This window comes from Pseudomonas sp. WC1 (assembly GCF_050586565.1).
GTDB lineage: Bacteria > Pseudomonadota > Gammaproteobacteria > Pseudomonadales > Pseudomonadaceae > Aquipseudomonas.
On sequence record NZ_JBOBDQ010000055.1, the window covers coordinates 22736 to 41148 of the forward strand.

Here is an 18413-nt window from a genome sequence, read left to right on the forward strand (position 1 = left end):
GTTTCGCCCTTGCTTGCCTGAAACTTTGAAGTTTCAGGCCGGGGTTATTTGTCCAGGCGCTTGAGCACCAGTTGCGTACCGTCCGGCCGGGTCCAGGCGTAACGCCTGGCGCCCTCGCGGCTGAAGTGCACCACGCTGCTGCCGTCGCCGCCCACCAGGGCCAGGGTGTCGGGGGTTACCAGCCAGCTGCCGGGGCGCAGGCCCAGCAGGTCCCTGGCGCAATCCAGCTCGCCTTCGATTTCGCCTTCGTTGGCGCCCAGGTGCAGGTTGCAGGTTTGCGCCTGCGGCTGTTCGGAGTAAAGCGTCCAATCACCGGCCATTTGCGCGGCGTTGGGGAGTAACAGGCTGCTCGCCATACCTACCTCGGTCATCGACATCAGGGCAATCGCGGCCAGCGCGATCGTTCGCAAGGTTGCTTTCATTCGTCTGCCTCGCCGACAAAAGGGCGACGCGCGAGCGCCGCCCCCTGGTACATCAGACCACGATGTCGGTGACAGCGGCCTGGCCAACGGTGGTCACCAGGAAATCAGCCGAGGCGTTTCCGGTGAAGTCGATGGACAGGCTGCCCAGGTTGGTGGCCTGGTCGTAGGTCAGCAGCGCCTCGCCGGCATGGCCGGTGAAGGCATTGACGAACTGCAACGGCAGCTTGTTCACGGCGAACGCGGAGATGGCCGACAGGTCGATCTTGTCCACGCCCGAGGTGAAGTCCATGATGCGGTCCGGCGCCGCCTTGGTCGAGTCGCTGACGGCGGCGAACACGAAGGTGTCCGCGCCGCTGCCGCCCCACAGCTGGTCGGCACCGCTGCCGCCGTAGATGATGTCGTTGCCGGCACCACCCTTGAGCACGTTGGCCAGCGCATTGCCGATCAGCAGGTCGTTGCCCGAGCCGCCGAAGGCGTTTTCGATGGTCACGCCCTTGGCGATGGATACGTTGCCGACCATGCCGCCAACATCGGAGAACGACGCTTCGTTGAGGTTGATCTTCTGGTTCTGGGTGAAGCCAGAGAAGTCGAAGGTGTCGTTGCCGCCACCGTCCCACACCGAGAACACCAGCTTCGACGAGGCCGAGGTGGCCGAGTAGAAGTCGCGATCAGCGGTGGAGTTGAAGCCGTAGGTGGTGTCGCTGGCGCGGGTGGCATAGTTGGCGCCGTAGAGCTTCTGGATCGCCAGGATGTCATCCATCAACGGAGCCGAGGCGTAGTACTGCCCGCCGCCCTTGATGAAGTTCTGCCCGTTGTTGCTTTCGCTCCAGTAGCTCATGACGCTGTAGCCACGGGTGTCCTGGGCGTAGTCGGCGTCACGGTAGGTCGGGTTGCCCTCGCCGGCGTTGTAGTCGCCAGGGTGGGACAGGCCGAGCACGTGGCCGATCTCGTGGGTCAGGGTCTGGCGCCCGTAGTTGCCGGTGCCCGGGGTGATGTTGACCTGGTAGCCACTGTTGATCAGGTACCAGGACTCGCCCTTGTGCGAACCCGGGCCGTCGAACGGCAGGTAGGCAAATGCCGCGCCGCCGTTGCTGGCGCTGAAGTTACCGAAGGTCATGTGACCGTCGCCGCCCGATCCTGCCTCGGTGAAGGTGACCTTGGCCACGTCCGACCAGGACTGCATGGAGAGCTTGGCCTGTTGTTTCTGCAGGTCGCTGAACTGGCTGAACGAGCCCAGTCCGCGGCTGTAGAAGTCAGACGGTGCCTTGGTCAGGAAGGTGTAGGTGAGGCTGATCGTGCCGTCCTTGTTCAGGTCCTTCCAGGCTGCGCCATCACGCAGGAGGTGGTCGGCGGCCTGGTCGACCGTGAAGGACTTCTTGCCATTGATGTTCGCGCCGCCGCGATCGTACTGGTGGGCAAAGCTATCGATCAGGCCGAAGGACGAACTTGGTCCCTTCGGCTGCAATGCGGAAACGGCCGAAACAATAGCGCTTTCTTTGACTTTCGACATGCAGGTTACTTCCTTGTTTACAAAAAAGCAGTTGATGTCAGACAGGATTTCCCACCTGGCGAGAACTTCCTGTCACTCGCCTTTATGAGGCGCAAAAAAACTGACACACATTGAAACTTAATGTCCAGCGTTTTTTGGCGTCATTTTTTCGTTTTCGAAAACTCAACTGCATCGCACTTATTTGCGCAAACTGCGATGGATCAATGGCGGCAGCTGCAAGCATTAGTTCCAATCATGCCCCCAAGGCTTTATAGACGACGATTCGAAGTTTACTTTCGAAAATGCGACTTGTGCCTGTGGTTTGCCATCAACGCTTCGTTTAGGCGCTTTACTACGCGACAACCTGCCGCACGACCCTCCGTCGCCTCGGCGTTGACTTGCCAGCGTGCGGAGCGCTCAGTAGGCGCTGGTCAAAGCCCCTTCCTGACAGGACGACACAATGACAAGACTCACGGTGCAATCCGGCGATTTCTTGCAAGGTGAAGGCGAGTATCGCAATGGAGCGCTCACACTCAAGACCCCGCGCAGCCCTTCGCCCGGCGAGCGCATTTCACTGGCGCGGATCAAGGATCTGAAACTGGCCAACCTCGAATCGACCCGCAGCCTGGGCACCGCCCTGGGGTGGGGGGTGGCCGGCGCCCTGGTGGCCGGCCCGGTCGGCCTGCTCGCCGGCCTGTTGCTGGGCGGCAAGGAGGAAGAAGTCACCTTCCTCGCCACCTTCAAGGATGGCCGCAAGCTGTTGGCCATCACCGACGGCAAGACCTGGTCGAAGATCGACGACAGCTGGCGTCGGCACCAGCGCCCGGCGGCGGCCTGAATCGCGCCCCGCTTCGTTCGTATTGACTGTACTGGCGTCATCGCCGGCAAGCCGGCTCCCATAGGAAACGCGCATGCCTCTGCATTGCGCGGTATCGGTGGGAACGGCGGTGCGCCAATCCCACGTCTGCCCCTGCATCCCTGAAAGGCTCGGCAGCCTGCTACCATGGCGCCCTTTTGCCTGCCCGACAGCTGCCGAGCGATAACGGCGCGTCCGCTTTTCAAGGAGCCTTGCATGACCCCGCTTCGCCCCCGCCTACCCTTGGGCCTGCTCGGCCTGGGCCTTGCCCTGCACAGTGGCCATGGCCTTGCCGACGACAGTGTGGCCCTGGCCCCCGTGCGCATCTCGGATGTTCAGGACAGCGGCTACCAGGCACGCGAAGCCCAGGTCGGCGGCCTGCACAGCACACCGCTGCTCGACACCCCGGCAGCGGTCAGCGTGTTCAGCCGCCAGCTGCTGGACGACCGCCAGGTGCGCAAGCTGAGCGAGGTGCTGCAGAGCGATGCCTCGGTGGGCGAAAGCTATGCGCCGATCGGCTACTACGAAAACTTCAACGTGCGCGGCTTCGAGCTCAACGCCGCCAGCAGCTACCGGGTCAACGGCCAGACCATCGCCGGCGAGCAGAACGTGGCGCTGGAGAACAAGCAGCAGGTGGAGCTGCTCAAGGGGCTGTCCGGGTTGCAGAGCGGCGTGTCGGAGCCCGGCGGATTGGTCAACTATGTGACCAAGCGCCCGGAGGATGTACGCAGCCTCAGCGTGTCGAGCAACGAACAGGGCGAACGCTACCTGGCCACCGACCTGGGCGGCTGGTTCGGCGCCGAGCGCCAGCTGGGCCTGCGGGTGAACCTTGCTCACGAGGATATCCGCTCGTATGTCGATCATGCCGACGGCAAGCGCGACTTCGCCTCCCTGGCCCTCGACTGGCAGCTCAACCCGAATGCCGTGCTGGAACTGGACGCCGAATACCAGCATCGCGAGCAGTATTCGGTGCCGGGGTATCAACTGCTCGGCGGCACCCAACTGCCCCATGGCGTCGACCCCAAGGATCACTTGGCCTGGCAGTCGTGGGCCAAACCCGTGCAGAACGACTCGCTCAACCTGGGCGGGCGCTTCAAGTACCAGTTCAACGACAACTGGAACGGTACCTTGAGCGCCTCGCGCAGCAAGGTGGTAATCGATGACTACAGCGCATTCGCCTGGGGTTCGAGCGAAGGGTCCTACTTCGGCAGCAATGGCGACTACGACATCTACGATTTCCGCAGCCCTGACGATACCCGTCGCATCGACGAAGCCCAGGCCACGCTCGACGGGCGCTTCGATGCCTTGGGCGTGGGCCACGAGCTGACCGTCGGTACCAGCGCGCAACGCCGCACGCTCGACCAGCGACCGGGCTACAACGAGTGGCGAGGTACGGGCAACATCCATACCGGTGCGCCAGCCGTGGAGCCGTCGGACAAGCCCATTGGCAGCAGTGAGCGCCGCCTGGACAGCCGCCAGTACGGCCTGTTCTTTAGCGACCGCATCACCTTCAACGAACACTGGCAGACGGTGATCGGTGCCCGGGAAGTACGCCTGGATGAGAAAACCTGGGACGAGAACGGTGTTGCCAATCGCCATACCCAGCAGTACCAGTTACTACCCAATGCCGCACTGATCTACAAACCACAGCCTGATACCACGCTCTACGCCAGCTACGCGAAAGGCCTTTCCGCAGGCGGCACGGCACCGTGGTTCGCCAGCAACGCGTTCGAAATCCTCGCCCCCACCCTGTCGCGCCAGCTCGAAGTCGGCATCAAGCGTGACTGGCAGGGCATGAGTTTCAGCGCGGCCCTGTTCCAGATCCGCCAGGCCTACCAGTACGCCCGCCCCGATGAAAACCCGGCGCCGACCTACGTGCAGTCGGGCCAGCAGAAGAACACCGGCCTCGAACTCGGCGCCAGCGGCTGGGTCACCTCCAACCTGCAGATCCAGGCCAGCGCCGCGGCGATCCGCGCCCGGGTGCAGAACAGCGACACCGTCGCCTACGAAGGCCACCAGGCGATCAACGTGCCGCGCCTGCGCGCCGCGCTGCAGGCCGACTACGCCCTCCCCGTCCCCGGCCTGGCCCTGCTCGGCGGCGCCCGCTACAGCGCCAGCAAGTACGCAAGCTCAGCAGGCAATGTCGAAGTCGGCGGCTACACGGTGTTCGACATCGGCAGCCGCTACCGCACGAACATCGGCGGCTACGACACCGTGCTGCGCCTGACCGTGGACAACGTCTTCGACAAGCGCTACTGGCGCGACGTGGGCGACTACCTGGGCGACAACTACCTATTCCAGGGAGCGCCGCGCACGGCACGGCTGTCGGCCTCAGTAAGTTTCTAAAGGGGCTGCTTCGCAGCCCATCGCCGGCAAGCCGGCTCCCACGGGAGATCGCATTACCTTGTGGGAGCCGGCTTGCCGGCGATGCGATCGCACAGGTAAAAACAAAGCGACAAACAAAAAGCCCCCGAACCTTTCGATTCGAGGGCTTCTCGTAGAATGTGGCGGTGAAGAAGGGATTTGAACCCTTGATACGATTTCTCGTATACACACTTTCCAGGCGTGCTCCTTCGACCACTCGGACACTTCACCGTTTTCTCTTCAAGCTATTCAGCCTGTCGAGGCGCGCTAATTTAGTAGAAGAGCTTTTACTTGGCAAGCATTTTTTTCAGAATTTTCATGCGCTTAAGGCAATCGGCCGAAAACTCTGGCCAATCAGGGCAATGCTGCCATTGTGCCCAGCGCTTTTTCCCACCCGCTCAGCGCTGCCCAGATGGCGCAAGGCACGGCGGCGCGGCGCTGACCGACCAGTCAGCCTTGGTGCTTTACCTGGCCGGCGCCGCTGGGTAACGTCGTCGCCACGCCATCCAAAGGACTCTGCCATGAGCGAGCTGATTACCTACCACGCCGAAGACGGCATCGCCACCCTGACCCTGAACAACGGCAAGGTCAATGCCATCTCCCCGGATGTGATCAAAGCCTTCAATGCCGCGCTCGATCGCGCCGTCGAGGAACGCGCGGTGGTGATCATCACCGGCCAGCCGGGCATCCTCTCCGGCGGCTACGACCTCAAGGTGATGACCGCCGGCCCCAAGGAGGCCGTGGGCCTGGTCACCGCCGGCTCCACCCTGGCCCGGCGCCTGCTGTCGCACCCCTTCCCGGTGATCGTCGCCTGCCCCGGCAATGCCGTGGCCAAGGGCGCCTTCCTGCTGCTGTCGGGCGACTACCGCATCGGTGTTGAAGGCCCCTACAAGATCTGCCTGAACGAAGTGCAGATCGGCATGACCATGCACCACGCCGGTATCGAGCTGGCCCGTGACCGCCTCGGCCGTGCGGCATTCCAGCGCTCGGTGAACAATGCCGAAGTGTTCGACCCGCAGGGTGCCCGGGAAGCCGGCTTCCTCGACAAGGTGGTGCCAGCTGAAAAGCTGCACGAAACCGCCCTGGCCGCCGCCCGCGAAATGAAGAAGCTGAACATGCTGGCGCACAAGAACACCAAGCTGAAGGTGCGCAAGGGCCTGCTGGAGGCGCTGGACGAGGCGATTCTCGCGGACCAGAACCACCTGGGCTGAGTCCGTCCAGGGATTTTCCTCACAGGACTTTGTGGGAGCGGGCTTTCCCCGCGATGCGATCACCCAGTGTGACGCCATCGCCGGGCAAGCCCGCTCCCACTTGACCTCCCACGCTACAGCAACGTTTGCCCCCACCAGTGCACACCCGTACACTGCGCCGCGACTGTCCGGTGTGAGTCGTACCATGCTTTATATGCTTCGCATGCTCCTGTTGGCGCTGCACTTCCTGCTCGTGGGTGTCATCGGCCTGGTGATCGGCCTGCTGCGCCCGTTCAATCCCGACAACAGCCGCCTGTTCGCCCGCCTGTACAGCGTACCGGCCGCCTGGTTGCTGCGCATCAAGGTCAAGGCCGAGGTCGGCCCGCTGTGGGACCAGCCCCCCGGCTGCGTGATCATCGCCAACCACCAGTCCAACTATGACCTGTTCATCCTCGGCCAGGTGGTGCCCCGGCGTACCGTGGCCATCGGCAAGAAGAGCCTGGGCTGGATCCCGCTGTTCGGCCAGTTGTTCTGGCTGGGCGGCAATGTGCTGATCGACCGCAAGAACGCCTATCAGGCACGCAAGGCCATGCAGACCACCACCCGGACCCTGCGCGACGATACTTCGATCTGGATCTTCCCCGAGGGCACGCGCAACCCCGGCGAACAGTTGCTGGCGTTCAAGAAAGGCGCTTTCCACATGGCGATCGAGGCCGGCGTGCCGATCGTACCGGTATGCGTCAGCCGCTACACCAGGCGCCTGAGCCTGAACAGCTGGCGCCAGCGCACAGTGGTCATCCGCTCGCTGGCCCCCATCGCCACTGCGGGCCTGACCCAACAGGACCTGCCCGCGCTGATCGAACAGTGCCGCAGCCAGATGCAGCATTGCATCGACCATATGGACAGCGAGCTCACCGCGCCCTGCCCCTCTGTCCCATAGCAGACTTGCCCCGCGCCGCTACACAGCCCAAGCTGTGTAGCGTGTTCAATCGAATAAGCGGACAACCATGGGTCGAGTCGTCGCGGCGGCGGTCTACAGCGCCGGCAGGAAGGTCACCAACATCAGCCTCGACGAAGGCGCCGACTGGGCGCGCAAGCCCGGGCACTTCGTATGGATCGGCCTGGAAGAGCCCAACGCCGAGGAACTGGCCAACCTGCAGCGCCAGTTCGGCCTGCACGAGCTGGCCATCGAGGACGCCCTGGAGAAACACAGCCGGCCAAAGCTGGAAACCTTCGGCGATGCGCTGTTCATCGTCACCTATTCGCCGGTGCGGCACGAAGGCCGGCTGGAATTCATCGAAACCCACATCTTCGCCGGCAACGGCTACATCATCACCTGCCGCAACGGCCACTCAAAGTCCTACGCCCTGGTGCGCCAGCGCTGCGAGGCGCGCCCCTTGCTGCTTGAGCACGGCGAGGACTTCGTGCTCTACGCCCTGCTGGATTTCGTCACCGAAAACTACCAGCCGGTGAGCGAGGCTATCCACGGCGAGATCGAGGAGCTGGAGCAGAGCGTGCTCAGCAACTCGCTCAAGGAAGAAGACATCCAGCGCCTGCACAGCCTGCGCCGGGACATCCTGCGCCTGCGCCGCTACGTGGCGCCGATGGTGGAAATCAGCGAGGAGCTGCAGCGCCTGAGCTTCCCGTTCATCGACAAGAACATGCGCCCGTACTTTCGCGACGTGCAGATCCACGTGACCCGGCAGATGGAAGATTTGGCCGGCATCCGCGACATCGCCAGCCAGACCATCGAGATCGGCATGCTGCTGGAGTCGTCACGGCAAAGCATCACCCAGCGCAAGTTCGCCGCCTGGGCGGCAATCCTGGCGTTTCCCACGGCGATTGCCGGGATCTACGGGATGAATTTCCAGAACATGCCAGAGCTGGGCTGGCACTACGGCTACTTTGCCGTGCTGGGGGTGATCGGCCTTGGGTGTTCGGGGCTGTATTTCAGTTTCAAGCGCTCGGGGTGGCTTTAGGATCGCCGGGAGCGCTTTCAACCCTGTGGGAGCCGGCTTGCCGGCGAAAAGGCCGCAAAGCGGCCTCGCTTGATCAGGCAATGCTATCCCCGGCCTTCACCGACTGCTGGACGAAGCGCAGCATCCACTCGCCCACCAGATCCCCCTGGTGCTCGGTGGCAAGGCTGGCCACCGCCTTGGCATAGACCTCGTCGCCCAACGAGGCCTGGCGCGCGTCGAGCAGCGCCCGGGAATAGTCGTGGACGAACTCCGGATGCCCCTGGAAGCACAGCACCTGGTCGCGGATGTGGTAGGCGGCGTTGGGGCAGAAATCGCTCGAGGCGATCACCGTAGCCCCTTCGGGCAGCTCGGTGACCTGGTCCTGGTGGCTGATCAGCAGGGTCAGCTCGGACACCTGCGGGTCCATCCACGGCGCATGGGCCGCCAGGCTGTAGCGGTGGATGCCCACGCCCCAGCCCTTGTCGGCGCGCTCGGCCTTGCCGCCGAGGGTCAACGCCAACAATTGGTGACCGAAACACACCCCCAGCAGCTTCTCGCCCCGCTCATACAGCTTGAGCAGGTAGGCCTTGAGCGTCTGGATCCACGGATCATCGCCGAACGAGTCGGCCTTGCTGCCGGTCACCAGGTAGGCATCGAAAGTCCGCTCAGCCGGCGGATAGTCGCCGTTCATCACGTTGTACACATCAAACTCGGCGGCGATCGGCTGGCGTGAAAACAGCTGCTCGAACATCCTTCCGTAGCCCTGGTACTGCGCGATCAACTCCGGCCGCAGGACATCGGTTTCAAGGATGCAGATGCGTAACGACATAGCGGTAGTCCTGAACGACATGTGGGTGGGATTTGCTGTAGAGACTGACGCGAAAGGGCTACACAAGCAAGTAGGATGTCCAGACGAACGGTAGGCCCTGTAACCCTTGGTAACCCTTGCCGCGCACTCGTCTAGCGTCAGCGTGCCAGCGGGGTGGCCAGTGGCCTTAAAGCCATGAGGAATCGACATGATTTTTTTTAGAGCAAAGGGTTCTGAAACAGGGATGACGCGGGCCCTAGTGTTGGTTGTATATCCACAAACACGCGGCAAGCAGTGAGGGCGTTCGATCACGCCACTGCGATCGACCCGAAGCCAGACAAGGAAGCCAAGGGTTATTCAGGAATAACAACAAGAAGGCGGTCCGCCATGTTCAGACAATCCAAAGTACGCCAAGCCGGGCTCATACTCTTCGCCACGACCCTGCTGCTGATCCTGCCCAACCTCACCCGGTTGTTCGGTTGATCGCGGCAGTGGCCTTTTCCGACCGTGCATGGGTAACCTGCCGACCTTGATGGTTGGAGATCACCCATGCGCCTGTGCCTTACCCTGCTCTGCTTGCTGATTCCCCTGCCAGCGGCGGCCGCGCAACTGACCCTCGAACTGGGTAACGGCAGCCGGCACTGGCAGAGCGAGCAACTGCTCACCCATCCCCAAGCGCGGGACGTCACTATTGAACAGGACGTTGCCTACAAACGCACCATGCATTACCGCGCCGTACCGCTGGCAGCATTGCTCGAGGGCGTGAAACCGAGCGACCACCTGCAGGCGGTGGCCCTCGACGGTTTCGCAGCAGAAATGCCCGCCGGCCCGCTGTTGCAGCCAGGCCCGGCACAAGCCTGGCTGGCCATCGAGGACAACGCCCAGCCTTGGCCGCCACTCGGCCAGGGCAAGCCGGGAGCCGGGCCGTTCTATCTGGTGTGGACCCAACCCGAGGCGGGCGGCATCCGCCCGGAGCAATGGCCGTTCCAGATCGCCAGGATTCGCAGCCTGGCACCGGTCGAGGCGCGCTTCCCCGCCCTGTTGCCCGCCCCAGCGCTGTCCAATGCGGATCCGGTGCGCCAGGGTTTTGCCCTGTTCCAGCAGAATTGCCTGGCCTGCCACCGCCTCAATGGCGCTGGCGATGCGCACCTGGGCCCGGACCTGAACCTGCCGCACAACCCCACCGAATACTTTCAGCCGGCATTCCTGCGCCAATATCTTCGTGATCCGCAGAGCCTGCGGCACTGGCCGCAGGCCAAGATGCCCGGGTTCTCCACCCAGGTGCTGAGCGATCAGGAACTCGATGCATTGCTGGCATACCTGAAACATATGGCCGGGCGCAAACAACGGTAGGGTGCACGGGGCCGCATTGCCTAGGCAATCGGCCGTTCCTGCTTGACGCCCCACCCCTCGACCTCGCCGCCATGGGGTGACACGAGCCGTTCGAAGGCCTGCTCGAAAGCGCCGATGCCGCCATGGGTGGCGTACATCACCTTGCTCAGCTCAAGGTGCCAGGCACCATCATCGCGCTCGCTCACCTGGGCGCTGAGCGACTCGCCACGGAACTGCACCGCCGCCCGGCGCGCGGCGGCCTCGTCGGGAAACACGGCATAGAACTCGATGGGATGGATGCGGGTGAAATCGAAACCGCCAGCTTTCATCTGGCGCAGGACATTGCTGCTGACGTCGTCGTATTGGCTGCTCATGAAACGTCCTCCTGCAAAGCAATGGATAGACTTTCAGTGCACAAGGCACCTGCCTGGCAAGCGTGCCATGCCTGGCAATTCGAGCTGATGCAAGACGCGAGTGGAATCGACGCGGACCCGCAGATTTGGCCGGCGCCTGTCTCCAGCGTAGTGCCTGTGCAGGCACTGCGCCAGAGCGAGGCGGCTCAGGGTAGCTGGCGAATGGTGGTGATGGTCACGCCGCTCTGCTCCTTGAGCCAGCGTGCCGTGGGGGAAAAGCTGCGGTCCTGGAAGTCATTGAGGTCAAGCTCATCCATGAGCGGAAACAAACTCGAACGGATGGCGCGTGCGGCGTCTTCCTCGCTGGGGCATTGCTCGGCGTTGAGCAGCAGCGTCTTAAGCTCGCCCTTCTGGTCGGCAAAGCTGACTTCCCATGCTTTCATCGATCAGCCCTCGCTGGCACAACGGTGAATTGAACTGCGTACTAGCTTGACCATGGCACAGCGGCAAATGTTCAGCCGCATGCATGAAACCGCATGAAAAAAGCCCGCCAGTCAACGGCGGGCTTCCTGAGACCACTGGGCGCTGCTACTTCGGCGTGCCGTGGACGACACCGGCGGTATTGTCCAGAAGGCTCTTGGTTGCCGTCTGGATGTAGGCCTCGAGTTTCTTGAGCATTTCCGGCTGGTCGGGGCTGTCGATCAGCTCGGCCTTGAACTCGCGGCCCAGCTGGTAGCGGTACATCCGCGGGGTCATGTCCTTGGACTCGATGAGAATGCGGTCGCCCTGCACCAGGCCGACGATCTGCTCGCTGCCCGACGGCTTGATCATGCCCACGCCCTGGTCGCCCTCAGGCAGGTTGAGCAGGTCGCGCCCCCAGCACTGATGGCGGGCCTGGCCACCGAGACGGCCCATGATGGTCGGCACGATGTCGACCTGGGTGCCCACGGTATGGTTGACCGCGCCGAACTTCTCCTGGATGCCTGGGGCGATCAGCAGCAGCGGCACGTTGAAGCGGCCCAGGTCCAGCTCGGTGACCTGCTGGTGGTTGCCGAAGCCGTGGTCGCCGACGATGACGAACAGGGTGTCCTTGAAGTACGGCTCCTTGCGCGCCTTCTCGAAGAACTGGCCCAGCGCCCAGTCGGAGTAGCGCATGGCGGTCAGGTGCTCGTCCAGGCGGCCCTGCCCGGTGACCTTTTCCACCGGCAGGTCCTTGGGCAAGGCGTACGGGGTGTGGTTGGAGAGGGTCTGCAGCAGCGCGTAGATCGGCTTCTTGCCGTCATGCTTGGCCAGCTCTTCGTTGCCGCGGTCGAACATGTCCTGGTCGGACACGCCCCAGGTCGGGTCGGAGAACACCGGGTCGACGAAGTCGTTGCGGCCGATGAAGGTGGTCATGCCCTGGTTGCCGAAGAATCCGGACTGGTTGTCCCAGGCGAAGTCGCCGTTGTAGACGTAGACGTCGTCATAGTCGCGGGCACTGAGCAGCGCCGGCAGGCCGGACAGCTTGTGGCCGCCTTCCGGGGTCTGCATCAGGTATTCGAAGCCCGGCAGGTTGGGGAAGCAGGCCATGGTGGCGAACATGCCCTGGTGGGTATGGGTGCCGTTGGAGAAGAAGCGGTCGAACAGCAGGCCCTCCTTGGCCAGCTTGTCGAAGTACGGGGTGATGTTGTTCGGGCTGCCCAGGGCACCGACCGAGTGGCCGGCGAAGCTTTCCATGAGGATCACCACGACGTTCTTGACCCCCAGCGTGTTCGCCGCGGGCGGCACGAAGTCACGGCGGATCGCGGCCTCGTCGGCATCGACCAGGGTGTCGTTGGCGGTCAGCAGCTGCTCGCGCACGGTCTGGGTGGCCAGCGGTTGGTCAAGTACGGGCTTCCAGATATTGGAGCGGTCCTCGCCAAAGCGGCTCTTTGCGGCATCGATCAGGGTCAGGGTGCCGTTCAGGCCCAGTTGGTTGACGAAGTTGGAGTCGGTGGTGAAGGCATCACCCCAGCGCATCGGCGGGCCCTGGCGCAGAGTGCCGCGAGCGGCGACCACGGCCACCAGCAGGACCACCATGAACACCGCCAGGCGACCGTACCAGGGCGCCAGCTTGCGGCTGCCCGATAGCTGGGCGCTGCCGTTGCCGCGGGTCAACCGGTCGATGCCCTTGAACAGCAGGCTCAGCAGCCAGGTGCCGACCAGCCAGGCCAGCAGGTAGCGGACCACCGGGAAACCGTACCAGAGCATGCTCATGACGGTCTTGGGGTCTTCCTTGATGTACTGGAACACCAGGCCGTTCAGGCGCTGGTGGAACTCGCGGTAGAAGTCCATCTCCATCAGGCCGAGGAACATCACCACGCTCGAGGCGATGGTCAGCCAGAAGCGGAACAGGCCACGCCGGGCCATCAGCCAGGGGCTGAGCAGCGCCAGCAGCAACGGAATGCTGATGTACACCACCACGCGCAGGTCGAAGCGCAAGCCGTTGAAGAAGCCTTCGGCGACGGTCGAGTACGGCGTGTCGCCGATCATGTCGCTGTTGTAGGCCAGCAGCGCCAGGCGCACCAGGCTGAGCATCAGCATGATCACCAGGCCACTGAGCAACGTGTAGGCCAGGTGGGATTTCAGGGTCGGCGAGAACGAGCCTCGCACGCCCTGTTGCTTCAAGGCGTCCGTGTTAGCCATGAATGGAGAGGTCCTAGGATTGCGGTTTGCGGGAAGGCGAAAGCGCCAATAGCCTGGTGGTCTGGACCTCGTGGGCAAGGTGAGACCAAGGCCGCATTGTGCGGCGCGGATTTTCAGAAATCGAGTGTGAAAATTTTGTCGAGAGTAGCCTGCCCTTACAAAGTTACACAGTTGGGACGTGAGGTTTCAGATCCGCACATTGCCCCGCGGCCCGGCGATCGCCCAGATGATCAGCCCCAGCACTGGCAATAGCAGGATCAGCAGGATCCAGAGCACCTTGATCCCTACCTCGGCGCCGCTCTTGAGCACATTGAGAATGGCCCAGATGTCCAGGGCCAGGATGATCAGGCCGACCAGGCTGTTGAAGGTAGACCCCATGGTGCTGCTCCCGCACGGTGTGTGTGCTGCAGAGCATAGCTGGCTATGGCCCCTATAGAAGGGAATCCTTGGTCGGGAATGCCGGTCAGTGGATAGACTGCTGTTATCCACTGCCCTCGAGGTTCGCATGCCCCCCGCCCACACTCAAAGCGCCGCCCCTGACTCCCTGCTCAGCGCCTGGCGGCAACAGGCCCTGCAGACACCCTGGCTCAGCGCCGGCCTGGTGCTGAGCCTGCTGGCCATCAGCGCATTGCTGCTGGCCAGCATCTGGAACGCGGTCAACGGCGACCATGCCGATCACCTGCACCTGGCACTGCTCGGCGGCCTGTCCGGTTTCGGCGCCACCGCTCTGGGCGCGGTGCTGGCGGTGATCCTGCGTGATGTCAGCGCGCGCACGCAGGACGTCATGCTCGGCTTCGCCGCCGGCATGATGCTCGCCGCCAGTTCGTTTTCGCTGATCCTCCCCGGCCTGGACGCCGCCCGCGAGATCACCGGCAACGGCCCGGCGGCGGCCTTCACCGTGGTGCTGGGCATGGGCCTTGGGGTGCTGCTGATGCTGGGCCTGGACCGGTTCACTCCGCACGAGCATGAAAGCACCGGCCCCTGCGGCCCGCAGGCCGAGCGGGTGAGCCGGGTGTGGCTGTTCGTGCTGGCGATCACCCTGCACAACCTGCCCGAGGGCATGGCCATCGGCGTGAGTTTCGCCAATGGCGACATGGCCATCGGCCTGCCGCTGACCAGCGCCATCGCCATCCAGGATATCCCCGAAGGCCTGGCCGTGGCCCTGGCCCTGCGCGCCACGGGGCTGTCGAACTTCAAGGCGATGATGGTGGCGATCGGCTCGGGATTGATGGAGCCGCTGGGCGCGGTGATCGGCCTGGGCATTTCCACCGGCTTCGCCCTGGCCTACCCGATCAGCATGGGCCTGGCGGCGGGGGCGATGATCTTCGTGGTGTCCCACGAGGTGATCCCGGAAACCCACCGCAACGGGCACCAGACCGCGGCGACGCTGGGGTTGATGGGCGGTTTCGCGGTGATGATGTTCCTCGATACCGCGCTGGGTTGATGGGCCGATCGCGGGCTCCGCGACGGCAACGGCTCAGATGTGCACTGCCACCCTCAGCGCTTCCAGCGCCGGCTCCACCTTGATACCAACGGCCTCGCCCAGCTCCAGCACACGGGCCAGGTCGTGCTGTCCGACCATGATCATCTGCAGCTCATCGTCGAGCAATTGGCTGAAGTTCAGCAGCACATAGCCACCGGCTTCCTTGTTCAGCGCGCCCATCTGCACCTGGATGCGGTTGAGCGCGGTGAGCGCCTCGGTGCGCGCCAGCTGCTTGGGCTTGAGGGTGAAGGGCACGCTCTTGTCGAACGAGTCGCTGATCTGCTGGAACAGGTCCTGGTAGCTGTCGGCCTGGAACAGCACGGTATCGGGCAGGCTGCCGACCACCACCCATTCACCCAGCGGGAACGGGAAGCTGTCGTCGTAGTTGATGTCCGGATTGGCGGCGAGGAAGGCGGCGGGGTCGGCGTAGGCCTCGGCGGCCTCGGCGGCGATGCGCTCGATGTCCTCATCGCGCATGCAACCGGCGCCGATGAGGCTGATGAATTCGAGCAACTGGTCTTTCATGGGGGGGGGGCCTGCGGTTGACGTGAAAGGCGCCAAGGATAGCCGCAAAAGCCCCCGGGCAGTTAGCCGGCCAATGCTTCGAGCCGTGCCGCGCTATTCACCGCACCCATGGTGCGGGCTGCCATCAGCGCAGTGGAGCCGGCGGCATCGCGGTGCGCGGGGTCGGCACCCTGGGCCAACAGGTAGTCGATGATCTCCAGGCGGTTGAACATTGCCGCCAGCATCAATGCGCTACGGCCGTCCGCGGCAGCGGCATCCACCGGTACGCCGTGTTCCAGCAACAGGCGGATCATTGCCAGGTCGCCCTTGAAGGCGGCGCCGGCGATGGGCAACTGGCCGTTGTCATTGGCGATCAGCGGATCGGCACCATGGGCCAGCAGCACCTGCACGGCGTCATGGTGACCGTGGTAGCTGGCCAGCATCAGCAAGGTGTCGCCCTTGTGGTTGCGCAGGTTGGCGGGCAGGCCGTTATCGAGCAGGCGGCCGAGCATTGTCGCGTCGCCGCGACGGGCGCGCTCGAAGACCTCCTCGGCGAAGGCTGCGGTTTCTTCTGGGGTCATGGTGGCGGGCTGGTGATCGGACATCGGGAACCTCCTGGCATCTGGCAATGGGCCAAGTTTCCATCAGGCAGCAGCGACAGGTCCAAGGTTCAGATTCTATCGGCGACAGAGAGCCAGGCTATGACCCGTGCAAAATGCACTGTGCAAAATGCACGGGCGTGCAGAATGCAATGGAGGCGCCTCCAAAAATAAACATAACCTATTGTTTTTAAATGACTTTATTTTCATAACAGGCTGGCACGGTCACTGCAATCTTCAACTCAAGTCTGCCAGTACAACAGTCAGGAGTTGATATGGACCTCATCCAGCAAAAATTCGCCTCGCTCTTCGCCGCCTACCAGGTTGCCACCCAGCCACGCCCCGACGGCGGCGTGCTGCTGACCCTGCGCGCCAGCGACGGCGTGGTGACCCGCCGGGTGCTGTCCTACGCGCAGCTGCACAGTGCCGAGCAACTGTCGTGGGCCATCAGCGCCATCCGCCGCGACCTTGCCGAACAAGCCAGCGAGCTGCCGGTGATCTCCATGCTGCAGAGCCAGCAGCGCTTCGCCCTGCCGACCTACCGCTAAGCGCGCAACCTGTTCGCGGGGCAGCCTTTGTTCACCCTCGGAGGGTGTGTGAGCAAAAGCTGCCCCGCGAATCCGTTCAGAGCTCGTCGAAACCGGCAAATTGCCGCGCCATGGCGTCTCCGGTGAAGCGTGGCGGCACACCCTGCTCGCTGCCGAACAGCCGCAGGGCCAGGCAGAATGGGCTAGGCCCCAGGTCCAACCAGCGGCGCGTGCCGGCCGGCACCAGCAGCACGTCGTCCTTCTCGCACAGCACGGCATACACCGCGCCGCCCAGGCGCAGGCTGACCTGTGCACGCCCGCTGATCATCGCGAACACTTCATCGCTGTCATGCACATGTTCATCACGCAGGTCGGCCTGGCTCAGGTCGGCGCCATCGCGGCTGAGCACGCCAAATACCACGCTGCCATGCTTGGTCATCAGTTGATCGAGCGGCCCACGGCACGCCGCGACCACTTCATCCTGGCTGCTGCCCGGGCGCAGGCGCGCGCCGGACTGCCAGCGGCCGAAGCGCACGCCCTGCTCGGCCAGGGTCGCGGCGATGTCGTCGTGGTGGGTCAGCACCTTGTGCGGCAGGTCCGGACTGGACAGGTCGAATACGCTGAGGATGCTCATCAGGGGTGGTTCCTGCTTTCTTTAAGTCGGAAGGCAATGATAACGGCTGCCGCGAGCGCCGCGACGCTGGCCATACCAAAGGTGAAGTGTGGGCCCAGCAGTTTCCAGCTGTAGCCCGAGTACAGGGCACCCAAGGCACCGCCGGTACCTGACAGCGCCGCATACAATGCCTGGCCCTGACCCTGCTGGCGAGCGCCGAAGCTGGCCTGGACAAAAGCGATGGCCGCTGCATGGAAACAGCCGAAGGTGGCCGCATGCAATACCTGGGCGAACACCAGAACCGCCGGGATTTCGGCCAGGTTGCCCAGCAACAGCCAGCGCAGCGCGGCCAGCAGGAAGCTGGCCAGTAGTACCTTGCGCACCGAACAGCGGGCAAAGATCCGGCTCATGACCAAGAACACCAACACTTCAGCCACCACGCCAAGCGCCCACAACAAGCCGATGGCGCCGCGGCTGTAGCCCAGGTGCTCCAGGTGCAGGGTGAGAAAGGTATAGTACGGGCCGTGGCTGAGCTGCATGAGGGCCACGCACACATAGAAGGCCAGGACCCCAGGCGCCCGCACTTGCCTGAGAAAGCCCCCTGCCCCGCGCTGCTCGGCCTGCTCGACGGGTTGCGCATTGGGCACCCAGAGGCTGGCAACGACGATACCGGCCATGATCGCCACCAGCGCCAGCGGGTAGATGTCCAGGCTCAGCCATTCGAACAGGCGCCCAAGCCCCACCACGGCGAGGATGAAGCCGATCGAGCCCCATAGCCGTACCTGGCTGTAACGTGCAGTCTGGCCGTGCAGGTGGGCCAGGGTGATCACTTCGAACTGGGGCAGTACCGCATGCCAGAAGAAGGCGTGCAACGCCATGACCAGCGCCAGCCAGGCGTAGCTCTTGCCGAAGAAGATCAGCGAGAAGGTCGCCAGGGTCGACAGCGCGCCCAGGCGCACGATCAGCAGGCGCTGGCCGCTGCGGTCACCGAGCCAGCCCCACAGGTTGGGGGCCACGCAGCGCATGAGCATGGGGATGGCCACCAGCTCGCCGATGCGCGCCGGGGAGAAGCCCAGGTGGTCGAAGTACAGGGCCAGGAACGGCGCGGTGGAGCCGAGCAGGGCGAAGTAGAAGAGGTAGAAGCTGGAGAGGCGCCAGTAGGGGATGGAGGACATCGTTCGGCCCTTGGTGATGACCTGTTCCTGCCCTATCGCCGGCAAGCCGGCTCCCACAGGATTACCGCAGGCTTGA

19 protein-coding genes and 1 tRNA gene are annotated in these 18413 nt (G+C 63.7%); 8 read left to right on the forward strand and 12 right to left on the reverse strand.

Features of this window, described 5'->3' with window-relative positions:
• Positions 1–44: 44 nt before the first annotated feature.
• On the reverse strand, positions 45–410 hold the full coding sequence (locus tag ACQ4OD_RS21185; RefSeq protein ID WP_256659321.1) for an AprI/Inh family metalloprotease inhibitor: 366 nt from the start codon (positions 408–410) through the stop codon (positions 45–47).
• Positions 411–474: 64 nt separating this feature from the next.
• Positions 475–1932, reverse strand: coding sequence for a serralysin family metalloprotease (locus tag ACQ4OD_RS21190; RefSeq protein WP_139672727.1), 1458 nt, complete (start codon positions 1930–1932; stop codon positions 475–477).
• 439 nt (positions 1933–2371) lie between these two features.
• Here ACQ4OD_RS21190 and ACQ4OD_RS21195 point away from each other — a divergent pair, with 439 nt between their 5' ends.
• Both ACQ4OD_RS21195 and ACQ4OD_RS21200 read left to right on the forward strand, forming a co-directional pair.
• Positions 2372–2749: a hypothetical protein gene (locus ACQ4OD_RS21195; protein ID WP_046856576.1), complete on the forward strand. Its 378-nt coding sequence runs from the start codon at positions 2372–2374 to the stop codon at positions 2747–2749.
• 234 nt (positions 2750–2983) lie between these two features.
• A complete protein-coding gene (locus tag ACQ4OD_RS21200; RefSeq protein ID WP_430944870.1) occupies positions 2984–5113 on the forward strand; it encodes a TonB-dependent siderophore receptor in 2130 nt (709 codons plus the stop codon).
• 159 nt (positions 5114–5272) lie between these two features.
• Here ACQ4OD_RS21200 and ACQ4OD_RS21205 read toward each other — a convergent pair.
• Positions 5273–5362 (reverse strand) — tRNA-Ser (locus ACQ4OD_RS21205).
• 290 nt (positions 5363–5652) lie between these two features.
• On the opposite strand from ACQ4OD_RS21205, the gene ACQ4OD_RS21210 reads away from it, so the two are divergent.
• The 3 genes from ACQ4OD_RS21210 to ACQ4OD_RS21220 all read left to right on the forward strand — a co-directional run bounded on the left by ACQ4OD_RS21210 (position 5653) and on the right by ACQ4OD_RS21220 (position 8300).
• Positions 5653–6342 (forward strand): crotonase/enoyl-CoA hydratase family protein, encoded by a 690-nt coding sequence (locus tag ACQ4OD_RS21210; protein ID WP_110698132.1) that lies wholly within the window; start codon positions 5653–5655, stop codon positions 6340–6342.
• Positions 6343–6526: 184 nt separating this feature from the next.
• Positions 6527–7261 (forward strand): lysophospholipid acyltransferase family protein, encoded by a 735-nt coding sequence (locus ACQ4OD_RS21215; RefSeq protein ID WP_430944871.1) that lies wholly within the window; start codon positions 6527–6529, stop codon positions 7259–7261.
• Between the two features lie 67 nt (positions 7262–7328).
• A complete protein-coding gene (locus ACQ4OD_RS21220) occupies positions 7329–8300 on the forward strand; it encodes a magnesium and cobalt transport protein CorA (protein ID WP_430944872.1) in 972 nt (323 codons plus the stop codon).
• Positions 8301–8373: 73 nt separating this feature from the next.
• On the opposite strand, the gene ACQ4OD_RS21225 is transcribed toward ACQ4OD_RS21220, so the two are convergent.
• Complete coding sequence (locus ACQ4OD_RS21225) at positions 8374–9108, reverse strand: amidotransferase (RefSeq protein ID WP_139672736.1); 735 nt, start codon at positions 9106–9108, stop codon at positions 8374–8376.
• Positions 9109–9636: 528 nt separating this feature from the next.
• Here ACQ4OD_RS21225 and ACQ4OD_RS21230 point away from each other — a divergent pair.
• Positions 9637–10440, forward strand: coding sequence for a c-type cytochrome (locus tag ACQ4OD_RS21230; RefSeq protein WP_430944873.1), 804 nt, complete (start codon positions 9637–9639; stop codon positions 10438–10440).
• Between the two features lie 20 nt (positions 10441–10460).
• On the opposite strand, the gene ACQ4OD_RS21235 is transcribed toward ACQ4OD_RS21230, so the two are convergent.
• The 4 genes from ACQ4OD_RS21235 to ACQ4OD_RS21250 form a co-directional block, all read right to left on the reverse strand.
• Positions 10461–10793 carry a ribonuclease E inhibitor RraB gene (locus tag ACQ4OD_RS21235; protein WP_102684201.1) on the reverse strand — a complete coding sequence of 111 codons (333 nt, stop codon included), beginning with the start codon at positions 10791–10793 and terminating at the stop codon, positions 10461–10463.
• Positions 10794–10978: 185 nt separating this feature from the next.
• Positions 10979–11215: a hypothetical protein gene (locus tag ACQ4OD_RS21240; RefSeq protein WP_102684200.1), complete on the reverse strand. Its 237-nt coding sequence runs from the start codon at positions 11213–11215 to the stop codon at positions 10979–10981.
• Between the two features lie 145 nt (positions 11216–11360).
• On the reverse strand, positions 11361–13436 hold the full coding sequence (locus ACQ4OD_RS21245; RefSeq protein WP_139672742.1) for an LTA synthase family protein: 2076 nt from the start codon (positions 13434–13436) through the stop codon (positions 11361–11363).
• A 186-nt stretch (positions 13437–13622) separates the two neighbouring features.
• Complete coding sequence (locus ACQ4OD_RS21250) at positions 13623–13814, reverse strand: PLDc N-terminal domain-containing protein (RefSeq protein ID WP_023629733.1); 192 nt, start codon at positions 13812–13814, stop codon at positions 13623–13625.
• Positions 13815–13941: 127 nt separating this feature from the next.
• Between ACQ4OD_RS21250 and ACQ4OD_RS21255 the strand changes: the two genes are divergently transcribed.
• On the forward strand, positions 13942–14880 hold the full coding sequence (locus tag ACQ4OD_RS21255) for a ZIP family metal transporter (RefSeq protein WP_173862452.1): 939 nt from the start codon (positions 13942–13944) through the stop codon (positions 14878–14880).
• A gap of 33 nt (positions 14881–14913) precedes the next feature.
• Here ACQ4OD_RS21255 and ACQ4OD_RS21260 read toward each other — a convergent pair whose 3' ends face one another.
• Positions 14914–15444: a hypothetical protein gene (locus tag ACQ4OD_RS21260; RefSeq protein ID WP_430944874.1), complete on the reverse strand. Its 531-nt coding sequence runs from the start codon at positions 15442–15444 to the stop codon at positions 14914–14916.
• 62 nt (positions 15445–15506) lie between these two features.
• A complete protein-coding gene (locus ACQ4OD_RS21265; RefSeq protein WP_430944875.1) occupies positions 15507–16028 on the reverse strand; it encodes an ankyrin repeat domain-containing protein in 522 nt (173 codons plus the stop codon).
• Positions 16029–16297: 269 nt separating this feature from the next.
• Here ACQ4OD_RS21265 and ACQ4OD_RS21270 point away from each other — a divergent pair, with 269 nt between their 5' ends.
• Positions 16298–16570 carry a DUF3509 domain-containing protein gene (locus tag ACQ4OD_RS21270; RefSeq protein ID WP_046856587.1) on the forward strand — a complete coding sequence of 91 codons (273 nt, stop codon included), beginning with the start codon at positions 16298–16300 and terminating at the stop codon, positions 16568–16570.
• A gap of 76 nt (positions 16571–16646) precedes the next feature.
• On the opposite strand, the gene ACQ4OD_RS21275 is transcribed toward ACQ4OD_RS21270, so the two are convergent.
• Positions 16647–17183 (reverse strand): oxidase, encoded by a 537-nt coding sequence (locus ACQ4OD_RS21275; RefSeq protein ID WP_198754630.1) that lies wholly within the window; start codon positions 17181–17183, stop codon positions 16647–16649.
• A complete protein-coding gene (locus tag ACQ4OD_RS21280; RefSeq protein ID WP_139672751.1) occupies positions 17183–18337 on the reverse strand; it encodes an MFS transporter in 1155 nt (384 codons plus the stop codon). The genes ACQ4OD_RS21275 and ACQ4OD_RS21280 overlap by 1 nt, the downstream gene beginning before the upstream one ends.
• Positions 18338–18413: the final 76 nt, after the last annotated feature.